A 16,321-nucleotide genomic window follows, 5' to 3' on the forward strand; every position below is an offset into this window, starting at 1 on the left:
GATTGATAAAACGTAACACCACGAACGGGCATTATCTGGTATCGATCATTCTGCGAGCGGTTGAGCTATATTGGAAGCCATCAACTACCTATAGTTTTTATTTGGATTTCTTATGTCTATAGCACTAGAGGATCTGCGTTTGTTGCTGGAGGTGGCGGCCACCGGCAGCTTTAGTCAGGCTGCCGCCCGACTTGGCAGTTCGCAACCCCAGGTTAGCCAGCGGATTGCCATGCTGGAAAGCGAACTCGGGGTGGCGTTATTTGCCAGGCACCGTCGGGGGGCCATTCCGACACCGGCTTGTGAGCATTATCTGCCGTTGGCACGACATGCCTTGCAGTTGCTGGATGAAGGGCGCGTTGCGGTGCAGGGCGCGCCGGCGTTACCGCGGGTCACCATGGCGAGTCTCCCCTCGCTGTCTGCGGTGGTGATGGGCTCGTTGCTGGTCATGCTGGCCGAGGCGCCGATGGAGATCCGCTGCGAAACCGACCACTCGAGCGTCATCATGCAATGGTTGCTGGCCGGGACCGTGGATGTCGGCTTTGTGTTGAAATGTCCGGCAGTGGCTGGCATCCAGATGGAGCATCTGTGTCGTTCTCCCATCATCGCCGTCGCCGCGCGCGATCACCCGATGGCGGATGGCCGTGAATTGACCTTGGCGGCTATCGCCGATCAGCGCATCGCGCCGCAATACTGGGGAGATGCCTGTGACCAGTTGATGCTGCAGATCCGCCGCCTGCGCCAGACGGTACAGCCGCTGCACGCTATTCAGCCGGGCAGTGCGGCAAGGGAGCTGGCGCTGGAGCATGGTTTCATCACCATCATGCCGGAGCTGGTGGTGCGACGGGATCTGCTGGCTGGGCGTCTGGTGCGCCTGCCGGTGCACGATTTGCCGGAGGCGAGCTGGGAGGTGATGATGGCCTACCGCAGCGGCAAGCGCTGGCATGAGGCCAAGGATCGGGTGTTGTTGGCGGCGCGCGCGTTAGCCGAGGAGTGGCAACACGCCCCATGATGAGGGCGTGATGATGAGATCAGCGCTCTTGCCACTGAATTTGGCAGCGCCGGTCGTCCGGATCCCGGGACAGCAGCATGCGAGCAAACAGGCGGTCGAACTCCTCATCCTCCCCGACCAGGCCAACGCAAATCTCAACGTGCAGGGCGGGATCGAGTTCAAAATCGAGGTATTCCTGCCAGTCTTCCTCGGGAGTGCTGTCGCCGAGGGCGCCGCGTTCTTCAAATTCGGCATTGAAGCAGGCAATCTGCTCCTGACTCAAGTTGTCGCTGGCAAGCTCGAGAAAAATCTCATAGGCGTTGTCCAGCAGTTCATCGACGCTCAACAGGTGTTCGGCTTGCATAATTGGTTATCCACATCCATCTACATCAGCTTGGGAGGGTATTAAAACATGGAATGGTCTGCGGATCATGTCTGCTGCGTATGTCAAAGCGTGGTCAATATCGCTCCCGTGTCTCTGGCTTTAGGCTAACTTTGGTGTCAATTGACGCATTTTTAGGAGCGCGCCGTGGAGAGGCATGAGCTGGGCGAAGAGTTATTGACCGGACACCCTTTAATCGACCACCAGCATCAGACCCTGTTGTCGTTGATTGACAGCATGGCAGAGGCGGTTGCAAATGGCGCGTCCTGGCCTCTGATGCTGCCGCGGTTGCAGCTGTTTGTCCGCCTGCTTGAGGAGCACTTTCGCAGTGAGGAGCAGGTGATGCGCGAACAATATTATCCCGATTACGCCGAGCACAGAGCGGTACATCAGCATCTGTTGCAACAAGTGCGACACTGGCTGCACCCCAGTAGCGAACCCACACCGGATCCGCAAACGCTATTGGAGACGCTGTACGCTGTCGTGTTGCGCCACGTCGAGGAGGAGGACTTACCGCTGGCGTTTTTCATGCGCCGTCAGGCGCGCTGTTAGGCCAGAGCTGCTGGCTATAGGTAAGGCACCAGCAACGCATCGATTTCACCTTGTTCCCCCATCTCTTGCATGCGCTGAGTCAATGCCGCGGACCAACTGAGGCAAGGCGAGGAACGACTAAAGGCAAAAAAGATCTCCTCGTTACTGACTGGAGGAGACAAGGCGACGATTTCATGCTGATAGCCGGTGACATTGAGATAGAAGTTCCCGGCGTGCAGGCTGGTGATAAAGTAGTCAATGCGCCCGCGGCGCAGTTTCTGGAAGTTTTCAGTCATGGTACTGGCTTCTTCCACCGTCAGGTTGTCGCGCAGGAAGTCATCAAACTCCCCGCCGAAGGTATCCCCTCGGCTGATTCCCCCCCGCAGCGGAATCAGCGCTTGCCAGTTGCGCAAGTCTCCGAGTTTCTCCGACAGTGATGTTTGAACAAACACGGCAATCGGGTTGCTGAAGGATGGGGCCGACAGGAAGCTGAGAAACTGTTCCCGTTCCGGTGTGCGCCGCAGACTTAGAATCAGATCTATCTTGCCCTGCCGGGCTAGTTCCAGTGTGCGTTTCCATGGGTATACCACAGGTATGGCTTCGACGCCGGGGGGCAGTATCTTGCGCAGCAGTGCCTCGCTGGCGCCCGTGTAATGCTGGTTATCCGGGCTCCAGTGATAGGGGGGGTAAGCAGGATTGGCGGCATAGTGGATCTGTTGGCAAGCGGGCTCGGCCCGGCTGCCCCATAAAAATAAGCTGATAAGCACTAAACAAGCGTTTTGGCCAGCGCGCTTCATGTCGCGGTCTCCCGAACAAGATCCCCATGCTGTACATAGGTTTCTATTGAGTATAGAAGCGTATTCCATCGCGACCTAAAAAGGGCTCGTAAAGAAATGGCCTATGCACTCCTTTCTTTATAATCGAAAGGAATCCCGGATTTTTTGCGATTTATATCTATTCCCGCTGCCGCTAGGCTGAATCATTGCTTTTCAGCGGAGTGAGCAGAATGCGCCATCATCGCCCGGCCGCGGAGCGCGGCCACGCCAATCACGGTTGGCTGGATACCTTCCACAGCTTCTCGTTTGCCGATTATTACGATCCAAACTACATGGGTTTTTCAGCCCTCAGGGTAATTAATGAGGATCGGATCGATGCCGGCGCCGGCTTCCCGACCCACCCCCATCGCGAGATGGAAATTCTGACCTATGTACTGTCCGGCGCAGTGGCCCATCGCGACAGCATGGGTAATGTGACCGAAGTTCCGGCGGGGGAGTTCCAGATCATGAGTGCCGGTACCGGCATTACGCACTCTGAATTTAACCCGCGCTCCTCGGAGCCATTGCACCTTTATCAAATCTGGATCCTGCCGTCGCAACGGGCTGTCACGCCGCGCTATGATCAGCGTCGCTTCGACGCGGAGGCGGGGCGTCAGTTGATTCTGTCACCGCAGGGCGAGGAGGGCAGCATGACGGTGTATCAGGATATGCGCCTGTGGCGCTGGACACTGGGGAGCGAGGCGGGCGAGCAGTTCTACCCCATAGCGCAGAATCGCCGTGTCTGGCTGCAAGTCGTGCGTGGACAGGTCGCGGTGCAGGGCTTGCTGTTACAGGCTGGAGATGGGTTGGCGGTCTGGGATGAAACTCAGTTAAGTGTGCTGGGCGTGGATCCGGATAGCGAGTGTCTGTTGTTTGATTTGCCGTGATGTGTGTGGCCTTGTCGGGCAGACGAGACAGAGTTAGCGCCAGGCTGTTGCCTGGCGTTTTTCTATCCGCCATGGCACGGCTAACCCCAAATTCCTCCTGAATCGACGGCGTATCTGACCAATTGGTGCGCAGCGGCGGTTATAAAATTGTTACTCATCCGTCTCTTGGTCAGACCAAAAGAGGCAACTCGTCGTGGCTGACAGGCGTTTTCTTTTGACCGCGATCATATTTGCGATGGACTTCTGTTAATAACATTGATAATTTGTGCAACATTACAGGAATTGGTAATACCAATTTAACAAGTTGATAATGCCTGCACGAAAGAATCAAGCCCCCAAATTGGCCGATGCGATTGTCGCTGAACTTGAGCAGATGATCGCCGATGGCAGCCTGCAACCGGGACAGAAACTGTTACCCGAGCGTGAGCTCGCGGTGCAGTTCCAGGTTTCGCGGCCGTCATTGCGTGAAGCCATACAGCGTCTTGAGGCGCGCGGTTTGCTCTATCGACGTCAGGGCGGCGGTACCTATGTGAAACAGGAGTTGAGCCACGGTCTGGCGGATCCGCTCTTTGACCTGCTGCTGAACAACCCCGACTCACAATTTGATCTCTTGGAGTTCCGTCATGTACTGGAAGGTGTAGCCGCCTACTATGCTGCATTGAGGGGCACCGAGATCGATTTCGAACGCATCCGTCATTCCCAGCTGCAGATCGAAGCAGCACAGCAGCAGGGAGATCTGGCCGGTGAGGCGAATGCCGTCACCGACTTTTATCTGGTGATGATGGAAGCGTCGCACAACGCCGTATTGCTACACCTGGTCCGGGCGCTGCGCAGCCTGCTGGAGCGCAATATTTTGCGCAACATCGAGGTGCTGAATCAGCGACCGGGCGTGGTCAACCGGATACGTCGCCATCGGGCAGAACTGATAGCGGCTATCCTGGCCGGGCAACCGGAACAGGCCAGGGATGCCTGTCATGAGCATCTCGCCTTTATCGAGGACACCTTGCTGGATATCCAGCGGGAAGATCAGCGCAACCGGCGTCTGACACGCCAGATACGCACTGCTCCCGCCGAGCCGCAATAGTGCCCATATCGTCATTCAAAACAGCAAATGCCGTTAACGAGATAGGAAACAGCCATGTCTGAACTCCTCAGAAACGATGTGGATCCGGTAGAGACCCGTGAGTGGCTTGAAGCCCTTGAGTCCCTGCTGCGTGAAGAAGGCCCGGAGCGTGCGCGCTTCATCATCGATCAACTGGCCGACCAGGCCCGCAAATCAGGCGTCGAGCTGGCGGCTGGCGGCAAGGGTGGCAGCATCCTGACCGATTATATCAACAGCATCTCGACCCAGGATGAGCCCGCTTATCCCGGCGACAAGGAGCTGGAAAAGCGCATTCGCTCCATCATTCGCTGGAATGCGGTGATGATCGTGTTGCGGGCGTCGAAGAAGGGGCTGGACCTGGGTGGTCACATGTCTTCGTTTGCCTCTTCTGCCACCGTCTATGATGTGGCGTTCAACCACTTCTTCCGTGCCCGTAACGAGCAGGATGGCGGCGATCTGGTTTACTTCCAGGGCCACATTTCACCTGGTGTCTACGCGCGCGCCTTCGTTGAAGGTCGCTTGAGCGAGGCACAGCTCGACAGCTTCCGTCAGGAAGTGGATGGCAAGGGTCTCTCCTCCTATCCGCACCCGAAACTGATGCCAGACTTCTGGCAGTTCCCGACGGTCTCCATGGGTCTGGGTCCGATTGGTTCTATTTACCAGGCACGTTTCCTCAAGTACCTGACCGATCGCGGTCTGAAAGACTGCTCGGCACAGAAGGTCTATGCCTTCCTTGGTGACGGTGAAATGGACGAGCCGGAGTCCAAGGGCGCCATCACGGTCGCCGTGCGCGAGAAGCTGGATAACCTGATTTTCGTCATCAACTGCAACCTGCAGCGTCTGGATGGTCCGGTCGTCGGTAACGGCAAGGTGATCAACGAGCTGGAAGGGTTGTTCCGCGGCGCAGGTTGGGAAGTGATCAAGGTGATCTGGGGCAGCAAGTGGGACGAGCTGCTGCAGAAGGATACCTCGGGTAAGCTGCTGCAACTGATGAACGAGACGCTGGATGGCGATTATCAAACGTTCAAATCGAAGAACGGTGCCTATGTGCGTGAACACTTCTTCGGCAAGTACCCGGAAACGGCCGCGCTGGTCAAGGACTGGACTGACGAGCAGATCTTCAGTCTGAACCGGGGTGGCCATGATCCACGCAAGGTTTACGCGGCGTTCAAGAAGGCTAACGAGACCAAGGGCAAGCCGGTGGTGATCCTCGCCAAGACCATCAAGGGTTATGGCATGGGCGATGCGGCCGAAGGCAAGAACATCGCGCACCAGGTCAAGAAGATGGAGCTGGACTCAGTGCGTCACCTGCGTGACCGCTTCCAGGTGCCGGTATCTGACGATCAGCTGGCCGAGCTGCCTTACCTCTCCTTCGAGCAGGGCTCTGCGGAGTGGAACTACCTGCATGATCGCCGCAAGGCGCTGAAGGGGTACCTGCCGAGCCGTCTGGAGCAGACCACGGTACAGCTGGAGATCCCGGAACTGTCGGCGTTTGATGCGCTGCTGGGTGAGCAGAACCGTGAGATTTCGACCACGATGGCGTTCGTGCGGTCACTGAACGTGTTGCTGAAAGACAAGTCTGTCGGTCAGCGTATCGTGCCGATCCTCGCCGACGAAGCGCGTACCTTTGGTATGGAAGGGCTGTTCCGTCAGATCGGTATCTATAGCCCGCATGGTCAGCAATACACCCCGCAGGACCGTGATATCGTCTCCTACTACAAGGAAGACAAGAAGGGTCAGATCCTGCAGGACGGCATCAACGAGCTGGGCGCCATGTCCTCCTGGCTGGCCGCGGCGACCTCGTACAGCACCAACGACTGCCCGATGATTCCGTTCTACATCTACTACTCGATGTTCGGCTTCCAGCGTGTCGGTGACATGTGCTGGGCGGCGGGCGACCAACAGGCGCGCGGCTTCCTGCTCGGCGCGACTTCTGGCCGTACCACGCTCAACGGCGAAGGCCTGCAGCACGAAGATGGTCACAGCCACATTCTGGCCGGCACCATCCCGAACTGCGTCAGCTACGACCCGTCATTTGCCTACGAAGTGGCGGTCATCATCCAGGATGGTCTGCGTCGCATGTACGGTGACCAGCCGGAGAACATCTACTATTACATCACCACACTGAACGAGAACTACCTGCACCCGGCGATGCCGGCTGGTGCCGAAGAAGGCATCCGCAAGGGGATCTACAAGTTGGAAAGCGTGGCTGGTGAGAAGGCGAAAGTCCAATTGCTGGGCTGTGGCTCCATCCTGAACTATGTCCGCCGTGCTGCCGTCATCCTGAGCGATGACTACGGTATCGGTTCCGACGTCTACAGCGTCACCAGCTTCAACGAGCTGACCCGCGATGGTCAGGACGCCGACCGCTGGAACATGTTGCATCCGGACAGCACGCCGCGGGTACCTTACATCGCCCAGGTGATGAACCAGGCACCGGCGATTGCCGCCACCGATTACATGAAACTGTACGGTGAGCAGGTGCGGGCCTTTATTCCGGCGCAAAGCTACCGCGTGCTGGGGACCGACGGTTTCGGTCGCTCCGACAGCCGTGAGAACCTGCGTCGCCACTTTGAAGTTAACGAAGGCTATATCGTGGTTGCCGCGCTGACGGAACTGGCCAAGCTCGGCCAGATCGACAAGGCGCTGGTGGCGCAAGCCATCGCCAAGTTCGGCATCGATGCCGACAAGATCAACCCGCTGTACGCGTAAGGGGATGGGAATGTCTATCGAAATTTATGTGCCGGATATCGGCGGTGATGAGGTCGCGGTGACCGAGATCCTGGTCAAGGTCGGTGATACGGTCGAAGCGGATCAATCTCTGCTGACCGTCGAAGGTGACAAGGCGTCGATGGAAGTGCCGTCGCCGCAGGCGGGTGTCGTCAAGGCGATCAAGGTTGCGCTTGGCGACAAGGTGAATACCGGCTCGCTGATCATGGAGTTCGAGGCGGCCGCAGCGGCTGCTTCTGCTCCAGCGCCGGTGGCAGCCGCCGCACCGGCTGTTGCGGCGCCGAGTGTTGCTGCGCAGCAGGATGTACATGTTCCGGACATCGGCGGTGACGAAGTCGCCGTGACCGAAATTCTGGTCAAGGTCGGTGACACTGTCAGCGCGGATCAGTCGCTGCTGACGGTCGAGGGTGACAAGGCATCGATGGAAGTCCCGGCACCGTTTGCCGGCGTCGTTCGCGAGATCAAGGTTGCGACCGGTGACAAGGTCAGCACCGGTTCCTTGATCATGGTGTTTGAGGTCGCCGGTGCGGCACCTGCGGTGGCGGTTGCCGCTGCGCCAGCCCCGGCTGTGGCCGTTGCGGCCAGTGCCGAGCAGCAGGTGAATGTTCCGGACATCGGCGGTGACGAAGTCGCGGTGACCGAGATCCTGGTCAAGGTCGGTGACACTGTCAGCGCGGATCAGTCGCTGCTGACGGTGGAAGGCGACAAGGCGTCGATGGAAGTCCCGGCGCCGTTTGCCGGTGTCGTGAAGGCGATCCAGGTGCAGGTCGGCGACAAGGTTGCCACCGGCTCGGCGATCATGCTGTTTGAAGTGGCCGGCGCCGCGCCGGCTCCGGTTGCTGTCGCCCCGGCTGCGGTTGCTGCCGTGGCCGCCCCGGCAGCGGTGGCCACACCGGCGCCCGCGGCCAAGGTCGAAGAGAAGGGCGATTTTGTCGCCAACGAAGCCTATGTCCATGCCTCACCGGCCGTCCGTCGTCTGGCGCGCGAGTTCGGGGTCAACCTGGCCAAGGTCAAGGGCTCCGGTCGTAAGGGCCGTATCCAGAAGGAAGACGTGCAGGCGTACGTCAAGGATGCCATCAAGCGCGCCGAATCGGCTCCGGCAGCCGGTGCGGCAGGTGGCGCCGGCCTGGGCGTATTGCCATGGCCCAAGATCGATTTTGCCAAGTTCGGCGCCGTGGAAGAGGTTGAGCTGACCCGGATCCAGAAGATCTCCGGTCCGAACCTGCATCGCAACTGGGTGATGATTCCCCATGTCACGCAATTCGACGAGACCGACATCACCGATCTGGAAGCATTCCGCAAGGAGCAGAATGTCATCGCCGACAAGCAACAGCTCGGCTTCAAGATCACACCGCTGGTGTTCATTCTGAAGGCGGCCGCCAAGGCGCTGGAAGCCCATCCGCGCTTCTGCAGCTCGCTGTCCGAAGATGGCAGCAAGCTGATCATGAAGAAGTACATCCACATCGGGGTGGCAGTGGATACACCGAATGGTCTGGTGGTACCTGTGGTCCGTGATGTCAACAAGAAGGGCATCTACGAGCTGTCACAGGATCTGGCCGAGATTTCGAAGAAGGCGCGCGCCGGCAAACTGACCGCATCGGATATGCAGGGCGGCTGCTTCACCATCTCCAGCCTGGGTGGCATTGGCGGAACCAGTTTCACGCCAATCGTCAACGCGCCGGAAGTGGCGATCCTCGGTGTCTCCAAGTCTGACTTCAAGCCGCAGTGGAATGGCAAGGAGTTCGTGCCGCGACTGATGTTGCCGCTGGCGCTCTCCTACGACCACCGGGTGATTGATGGTGCCGATGGCGCGCGCTTCATCACGACGCTGAGCGGTGCGCTGGCCGATATTCGTCGACTGGTGTTGTAACTGTGACCGGGCAGGCGTTGCCTGCCCCCTCGCTTCGCAAAGCGCGAAGGCTGACTGTATGCTTGCCGCAGGGAAAGGATCCCTACGGCAGCCCAAGTAAAAAGAGGTCATGATGAGCAATCAAATCAAAACTCAGGTAGTGGTTATCGGTGCCGGTCCGGCCGGTTATTCCGCCGCATTTCGCTGTGCCGACCTGGGATTGGACACAGTGCTGATCGAGCGTTACGGCACCCTGGGCGGCGTCTGCCTGAATGTGGGCTGTATTCCGTCCAAAGCTCTGTTGCACGTTGCCAAGGTTATCGAAGAAGCCAAGGCCCTGGCGGCCCACGGTATCGTCTTTGGTGAGCCGCAGACCGATATCGACAAGATTCGTCTGTGGAAGGAAAAAGTGGTCGGCAAGCTGACCGGCGGCCTGGCCGGTATGGCCAAGCAGCGCAAGGTGCAGGTGGTGAACGGCGTCGCCCGTTTCCTCACTTCCCACAGCATTGTGGTCACCGCCGTTGACGGCAGTCAGACCACCGTCAATTTTGACAACGCCATCATTGCCGCCGGTTCACGTCCGGTGAAGCTGCCGTTTATTCCGCACGACGATCCGCGGGTATGGGATTCTACCGATGCGTTGGAACTTAAAACCGTACCGGGCAAGTTGCTGGTGCTGGGCGGCGGTATCATCGGTCTGGAGATGGGCACTGTCTATTCCGCGCTGGGCGCAGAAATTGACGTGGTCGAGTTTGCCGATCAGTTGGTACCGGCGGCGGACAAGGACGTGGTCAAGGTCTATACCAAGCGGGTCGAAAACAAGTTCAACCTGATGCTCGAGACCAAGGTCACTGCCGTCGAAGCGCGGGCCGATGGCCTGTATGTCTCGTTTGAAGGCAAACACGCGCCGGCAGAAGCGGTACGTTATGACAGCGTGCTGGTAGCCGTCGGTCGGGTGCCGAACGGCAAGCAGCTGGATGCCGAGAAGGCGGGCGTGACCGTTACCGAGCGCGGTTTCATCGAGGTCGACAAGCAACTGCGTACCAATGTGCCGCACATCTTTGCCATCGGTGACATCGTTGGCCAGCCGATGCTGGCTCACAAGGGTGTCCACGAAGGGCATGTGGCGGCCGAGGTCATCGCCGGCAAGAAGCACTACTTCGATCCCAAGGTCATTCCGTCTATCGCGTACACCGAGCCGGAAATCGCCTGGGTGGGCCTGACCGAGAAAGAAGCCAAGCAACAGGGCATCAATTTCGAGACCGCGGTGTTCCCATGGGCCGCATCGGGCCGCGCCATTGCCTCGGATTGTGCCGATGGCATGACCAAGCTGATCTTCGACAAGGGGACTGGCCGTGTAATTGGCGGTGCGATTGTCGGCACCAACGGGGGTGAGCTGCTGGGTGAAATCGGTCTGGCGATCGAAATGGGCGCCGATGCCGAAGATATCGCGCTGACTATTCATGCCCACCCGACGCTGCATGAGTCGGTCGGTCTGGCGGCGGAAGTGTTCGAAGGTTCCATCACCGACCTGCCCAATGCCAAGGCGAAGAAGCGCTAAGCGGCGCGTAAATCAGCCGTGTTATGCTCAGGCCACTCCGCAGGGAGTGGCCTTTTGCTTTCTGGCGCGCGATCATGTGCCGCTTGACGCAACAAGGGGTGGCGTCGCACCCGGCGTGGCCAATGGCACTGTGCACACACCGCAGTGCGGGACTTGGGGCGTTCAGCTGCGGCAGCCGGTATCCGCCGCTATGCTGCCGTCAGATGCCGGCGTCGCGGCCGCAGGCGTCCCGAAATACGCGAGCATGCCTGCACAAGGAGGTGACATGACCGGACGTGAACAGACAGGGGCCGACTCCGCGCGGCGATTGCCGATACTGGATGCATTACGCGGCGTGGCCATCCTCATGATGGTCAGTTTTCATTTCTGTTTTGACCTGACCTACTGGCAGCTGGCCGATTGGGATTTGCTCGCTGATCCGCGCTGGATCGCCTGGCGCAATGTCATCGTTGCGCTCTTTCTGTGGCTGGTTGGCGCGGGGCTGGTGCTTGGGCAGGACACCACTGCGGCCCGCTTCTGGCGACGCTGGGGGCAGGTGGCTGGCAGTGCTGTGCTGATCTCGCTGGTCTCCTGGTTCATGTTTGCTGAGCGCTTCATCTATTTCGGCGTGCTGCATTTTATCGCCGTTGCGCAGTGTCTCGGGCGTTGGGGGCTTGGTGTCGGCGCTGGACGCCGTCCGGGCGGCATCCTGGTGTTGGCATGCATCTGTTTGCTGGCCGGCAATCTGGAGCTTGCGGCGATGAACCCGCGCTGGCTGAACTGGTTGGGTCTGGCAGCGAGCAAACCCTTGACCGAAGACTATGTGCCTCTGTTGCCATGGCTGGGGGTGGTGCTGCTGGGCATGGCTGCTGTGCTGTTCTGGCAATCTGCACGGCGGCAGGTGCCACCCATCACCTTAACTGATGGATGTGGGCAGCTCTCTATCAAAAAAAATGATGGTTTGCATGGCCTGGCCTGGCTGGGTCGGCACTCATTAGCCATCTATCTGCTGCATCAACCGCTGTTGATGGGCGTGCTGGCGTTCTGGGTGAGCCTGCGCGGATGACCAGAGCCGGATCTCCGGCTCTGGTGGCCAATCACGGCTATGACAGACGAAATTCGCTGATTAACTGATCCAGACGATGTGATAACGCGTGCAACGCCTGGCTGGTATCGGTCAACGCTTCTGCGATGGCGGCATTTTCCAAGGTCCGGTTGTTGATATCGTCAACATTGCGGTTGATCTCGGCAACAACACTGGATTGCTCCTCGGTCGCAGTCGCCACATGGATATTCATGTCGTTGATGCGGGCAATGTGCTCGGCGATACGGCTCAAGGCTTGTTCCGCCGCCTCGGCTTCAGTCACCACCTGCTCGGCACGGACCTGGCCGTTTTCCATCGCCGAAACGGCTTTGCCGGATTCGTTTTGCAAGCGATTGATCTTCTTCTGAATCTCCTCCGTCGCTTCGGCGGAGCGTCTGGCCAGGTGACGGACTTCGTCGGCGACGACCGCAAATCCACGACCTTGCTCACCGGCGCGGGCCGCCTCGATGGCGGCATTCAGCGCCAGCAGGTTGGTCTGCTCGGAGATGCTGCGGATCACCTCCAGAATGGAGCTGATGCTCTGGGTGTGCTCGTCCAGCGTGGTAATGACGGTGGCCGCCTCGGCAATTTCATCGGCCAGCAGTGTCATCGCCTGACGTGTAGAGGAGACCACCCGGATGCCGGCGCTGGATTCGTGATTCGCCTCGTTGGCGACATCGGCGGCCAGGGCCGCATTGCTGGCGATTTCGGCGACGGTGGCCCCCATCTCGTTGATGGCAGTGGCCACCTGCAGCGTGCTGTCTTTTTGCGTCTGCGTATTGTGGTAGGTGTCGGCAGCCTGACCCGCGACCAGTTGTGCCGAGTGGGCCAGCGAAGACGAGTTATCGGCGACCTGACGCAGCGAGGTGTGGATTTTGGCAATGAAATTATTGAAACCACGGGCCAGACGACCCAGCTCATCCTCACTCTCCACGGTCACGCGCTGCGTCAGATCACCATGGCCTGAACCGAGCTGCTCAAATACCAGTGCCAGGCGGGCAATGGGGCGGCTGATGCCCGCGGCCAGCCAGAGTGCGAACATCGCCATCACCAACAGGGTGCCGGCGACCAGCAGCAGGGTATACCATTTGGCCTGATTCAGGCCGGCATAGATCTCCTGTTCCGGTACCTGCATGACCAGATACCAGTTCAGGGACGGTATGTAGCTGCTGGCCAGCAGCAGGGACTCCCCCTGCTGATCCCGGGCCTGGAGCAGATGAAACGGTGCCTTGTCCAGCAGGCTGCTGGCGGTGTTGCCATACAGATCCTGCAGGCGTTGCTGATCGATCAGGCGGGTGTCTGGATGCAACTTCAGCATGCCTTGGTCGTCCACCAAAAACACAAAACCGCTCTGCTCAAGACGAAACGCGGCCAGCTCTTTGATCATGCTATCCAGCGATTTCGATAGCCCTGATGCCACGCGACCGTCGAGTTGCTTGAAATTGACGAACAGTTTCACCTCACCATTCTGTTCGCGGAAGATGCTGAGCATGTAGGCATCCGGGCTCTTGTTGTAGTCGTAGAACCAGCCATCCTGCTGCGGCGTCAGCAGACGTAAAAAGCCGTTCTGGTTGTAATAGGCGGCGCTTTGCCGATCGACCACAGAGGCATCGACCAGATCATACTGCTTGCGCACCATCTCGAGTTTTTCGATGACGGTGGCCTCGGTGGCCTGGTCCCGGCCATGGCTAAACCAGTCGCGAATTTGCGGATCGGAAGCCAGTTGTTGCGCTGCCTGGGCCATGGAATCGAGATCTTTCTCAATGTCCTTGCGTATATTCTGTAGCTGGGTCGGCAGCTCCTGCTCGATCAGGCGTTGTTCCATGATTTGACTGATCAACGTCAGATTCAGTGTGCCGACGACAGTGGCCGTCAGCAGCACCGCAAATCCAATGCCGACCAGAATCTTTTGTTTGATGGTCAATATGGTTAGCATGTTTCTCTTATCCATTGGGTGTCCGCTCGCAAGTGTAACGACAGGGAAAAACATGGTGCAAAGATTCTTTGGTATTCATTGGTACGCATACGTTTTCCTGTCGATTTTTTGGATCTCTGTGGGTATGACGAGCACTGCCGTGGCAGCGGAACGGCCAAAAATTGCACTGGTACTCAGTGGCGGTGGCGCCAAAGGCGCGGCGCATATCGGGGTATTACAGGTGCTCGAAGAGATGCGCATCCCGGTGGATATGGTGCTTGGTACCAGCATGGGCTCCTATGTGGCCGGCATGTATGCCATGGGCTATTCGGCCACGGAGGTGAAGGAAAAAACGCTGCATCTGGACTGGAACAAAGGCTATCAGGATGGTGTAACCCGTCAGGATCTGGCACTGCGGCAAAAGCAGCAGGCCGATGACTTCCAATTCCAGACCAACATTGGCATCAGCGATGGCAAGGTAAAACTGCCGGAAGGGGTCTATCTGGGACATGGTATGGCAGCCCTGCTGCGCGATGCGACCTCGAACCTGCCGGCATTACGCAGCTTTAACGAGTTACCGATCCCCTATCGCGCCATCGCGACCGATATCGAAACGGTACAACCGGTCATCCTCAGTCAAGGTAATCTGGCCTTGGCAATGCAAGCGTCGATGTCGATTCCCGGTGCGCTCAAGCCGGTCGAGCTGGAGGGCAAATTGTTGGCGGATGGCGGCATCGTCAACAATCTGCCCATCGACATTGCCAAGAAGATGGGGGCTCAGGTGGTGATTGCGGTGGATATCTCCGACAAGCTGAAGTCGCGTGAAGAGCTGGATTCGGCGCTCGGTATCATCGATCAACTGACAACCTATATGACGCGCTCGGGCACCGAGCGCCAGCTGGCGTTGATGGGCGCGCAAGATATTTTGCTGACGCCGGATGTGGCCGGATTTGCGGTGGCCGACTTCGATCGCATGCCGCAGATTGTCGAGCGTGGCAAATCGGCGGCGTACCTGGCCATGAGTCAATTGCGTCATTTGTCGTTAGCACCGCAGCAGTATGCCGCTTACCAGCAGGCGAAGCTGGATCGCCGTTCCCAACTGAATGTGCAACCGGCTTACTACCTGGATCGCATCGAGATCCATAACAACTCGCGTCTCAGTGACAAGGTGCTGCGCAGCATGTTGCAGGTCGAGACCGGCAAGGTGCAGACCACAGAAAATCTGGAGGCGGGGATCGAGCGCATCAATGCCCTCGGCACCTTCGAGCGCGTGACCTACGAGATCGATGAGGAGCAGGGGCAAAATGTGCTGGTGGTGAACGTGACCGAGAAGCGATGGGGGCCGAACTACCTCGATTTCACCCTGGGTTTCGAGGATGACTTCCAGTCGCGCTCGAACTACATGTACGGTGCGGCCTACACGCTGACCAATCTCACGGACTATGGGGCCGAGTGGCGCAATGAGGCGATTCTTGGCAGCTGGAAGAAGATCAGCTCGGAGTTTTATGCCCCGCTGGATGCCAGCCAGACCTTTTACGGCCAGTTTGGCGGCGCCTATCGCAATGAAGTGCGGGCCATCTTCTTCGAAGATGGTCAGAACGCCTGGGGAAAAGCGCTCACCGCCGCTGAAGGGTATGTCAATCTGGAGAACGGGACTTGGAGCCTGTATGGCGATATCGGCTGGAACGTGCGCCCGTGGAGCCGGGTCGGGGTTGGACTGGAGGGCTCGACCTCGTCGTTGACGCTGCAGGGCTACAGTGGCAAGGAGCGGGTGAATACCTGGGGTCCTTATTTATTTTATCTGCATGATACCCTGGATAGCCGCTATTTCCCGGCGAGTGGTACTTATGGTTCGCTACGTCTGGCCTCAATTCATGCCCAGGGCGACTACGCCATCAGCCCGGTGGGCGAATGGGGAACCGTGTCGGATGTCGAGTTGCGTCAACCCTGGCAGCTCAGCTCGCGCCAGGTACTGGATCTGCGTTTGACCGGCGGCGGCTCATCGGTGGATGAACTGTTGCCGCTCTACTTGCAGGATCTGGGCGGTCTGTTCAACCTGTCCGGTTATCAGCGTTATCAACTCAATGGCCGCTACAAGTTGTTTGGGGCCATCATTTACCGCTATCAGCTGCTGGAGAACAACTTCGGGGCGTTGAAGGCTCCGGTCTATGCTGGCTGGTCGCTGGAGCGCGGGAATGTCTGGAATCACAAGGCCGAGATCAACTGGGATGACATGCACAGCGCGGGCAGTGTCTATGTCGGTTCAGATAGCTTTTTGGGGCCCATTTATCTGGCGTATGGCCGCAGTGATAGTGGCGAAAGCTCCTTCTACCTGTTTTTCGGCAACGCATTTGGTCAGTGATATGACCATTATTCATGAAATCTATGCCCCATATATTTTTCATTATTAAGGCAAAACTATATAGTGAAACGCGTCAGGGCCCATCGGCCCGGTTCATGGAAGATTGTCGGCCAACGACAACTGATTGATTGAGAGA

The 16,321-nt window shown here is 58.4% G+C and carries 12 protein-coding genes; 9 read left to right on the forward strand and 3 right to left on the reverse strand.

Annotated features, from left to right (window positions below):
* Positions 1-112 precede the first annotated feature (112 nt).
* Positions 113-1,009 carry a LysR family transcriptional regulator gene (locus tag ACFOSS_RS04230; protein ID WP_377150816.1) on the forward strand — a complete coding sequence of 299 codons (897 nt, stop codon included), beginning with the start codon at positions 113-115 and terminating at the stop codon, positions 1,007-1,009.
* A gap of 19 nt (positions 1,010-1,028) precedes the next feature.
* On the opposite strand, the gene ACFOSS_RS04235 is transcribed toward ACFOSS_RS04230, so the two are convergent.
* The gene (locus tag ACFOSS_RS04235; protein WP_377150817.1) at positions 1,029-1,352 is read right to left on the reverse strand and encodes an HI1450 family dsDNA-mimic protein; all 324 of its coding nucleotides are present in this window, start codon (positions 1,350-1,352) and stop codon (positions 1,029-1,031) included.
* A gap of 165 nt (positions 1,353-1,517) precedes the next feature.
* On the opposite strand from ACFOSS_RS04235, the gene ACFOSS_RS04240 reads away from it, so the two are divergent.
* The gene (locus ACFOSS_RS04240; protein ID WP_377150819.1) at positions 1,518-1,922 is read left to right on the forward strand and encodes a bacteriohemerythrin; all 405 of its coding nucleotides are present in this window, start codon (positions 1,518-1,520) and stop codon (positions 1,920-1,922) included.
* 14 nt (positions 1,923-1,936) lie between these two features.
* Here the strand turns inward: ACFOSS_RS04240 and ACFOSS_RS04245 are convergent, their stop codons facing one another.
* Positions 1,937-2,698: a substrate-binding periplasmic protein gene (locus tag ACFOSS_RS04245; RefSeq protein ID WP_377150821.1), complete on the reverse strand. Its 762-nt coding sequence runs from the start codon at positions 2,696-2,698 to the stop codon at positions 1,937-1,939.
* A 209-nt stretch (positions 2,699-2,907) separates the two neighbouring features.
* On the opposite strand from ACFOSS_RS04245, the gene ACFOSS_RS04250 reads away from it, so the two are divergent.
* The 6 genes from ACFOSS_RS04250 to ACFOSS_RS04275 all read left to right on the forward strand — a co-directional run bounded on the left by ACFOSS_RS04250 (position 2,908) and on the right by ACFOSS_RS04275 (position 11,890).
* The gene (locus tag ACFOSS_RS04250; protein WP_377150822.1) at positions 2,908-3,603 is read left to right on the forward strand and encodes a pirin family protein; all 696 of its coding nucleotides are present in this window, start codon (positions 2,908-2,910) and stop codon (positions 3,601-3,603) included.
* 310 nt (positions 3,604-3,913) lie between these two features.
* On the forward strand, positions 3,914-4,687 hold the full coding sequence (gene pdhR / locus ACFOSS_RS04255; RefSeq protein ID WP_377150823.1) for a pyruvate dehydrogenase complex transcriptional repressor PdhR: 774 nt from the start codon (positions 3,914-3,916) through the stop codon (positions 4,685-4,687).
* A 54-nt stretch (positions 4,688-4,741) separates the two neighbouring features.
* Positions 4,742-7,417, forward strand: a complete 2,676-nt coding sequence (aceE, locus tag ACFOSS_RS04260) for a pyruvate dehydrogenase (acetyl-transferring), homodimeric type (protein WP_377150824.1) — start codon at positions 4,742-4,744, stop codon at positions 7,415-7,417.
* Positions 7,418-7,427: 10 nt separating this feature from the next.
* Positions 7,428-9,305: a pyruvate dehydrogenase complex dihydrolipoyllysine-residue acetyltransferase gene (gene aceF / locus ACFOSS_RS04265; RefSeq protein ID WP_377150826.1), complete on the forward strand. Its 1,878-nt coding sequence runs from the start codon at positions 7,428-7,430 to the stop codon at positions 9,303-9,305.
* 112 nt (positions 9,306-9,417) lie between these two features.
* Positions 9,418-10,845 carry a dihydrolipoyl dehydrogenase gene (gene lpdA, locus ACFOSS_RS04270; RefSeq protein ID WP_377150827.1) on the forward strand — a complete coding sequence of 476 codons (1,428 nt, stop codon included), beginning with the start codon at positions 9,418-9,420 and terminating at the stop codon, positions 10,843-10,845.
* Between the two features lie 265 nt (positions 10,846-11,110).
* Positions 11,111-11,890: a heparan-alpha-glucosaminide N-acetyltransferase gene (locus ACFOSS_RS04275; protein WP_377150828.1), complete on the forward strand. Its 780-nt coding sequence runs from the start codon at positions 11,111-11,113 to the stop codon at positions 11,888-11,890.
* Between the two features lie 37 nt (positions 11,891-11,927).
* Here the strand turns inward: ACFOSS_RS04275 and ACFOSS_RS04280 are convergent, their stop codons facing one another.
* Positions 11,928-13,844 carry a methyl-accepting chemotaxis protein gene (locus ACFOSS_RS04280; protein ID WP_377150829.1) on the reverse strand — a complete coding sequence of 639 codons (1,917 nt, stop codon included), beginning with the start codon at positions 13,842-13,844 and terminating at the stop codon, positions 11,928-11,930.
* A 124-nt stretch (positions 13,845-13,968) separates the two neighbouring features.
* Here ACFOSS_RS04280 and ACFOSS_RS04285 point away from each other — a divergent pair, with 124 nt between their 5' ends.
* Entirely contained in the window at positions 13,969-16,185 is a 2,217-nt protein-coding gene (locus ACFOSS_RS04285; protein WP_377150830.1) for a patatin-like phospholipase family protein, read from the forward strand.
* Positions 16,186-16,321 lie beyond the last annotated feature (136 nt).

It is taken from the genome of Pseudaeromonas sharmana, assembly GCF_042649925.1.
Lineage (GTDB): Bacteria > Pseudomonadota > Gammaproteobacteria > Enterobacterales > Aeromonadaceae > Pseudaeromonas > Pseudaeromonas sharmana.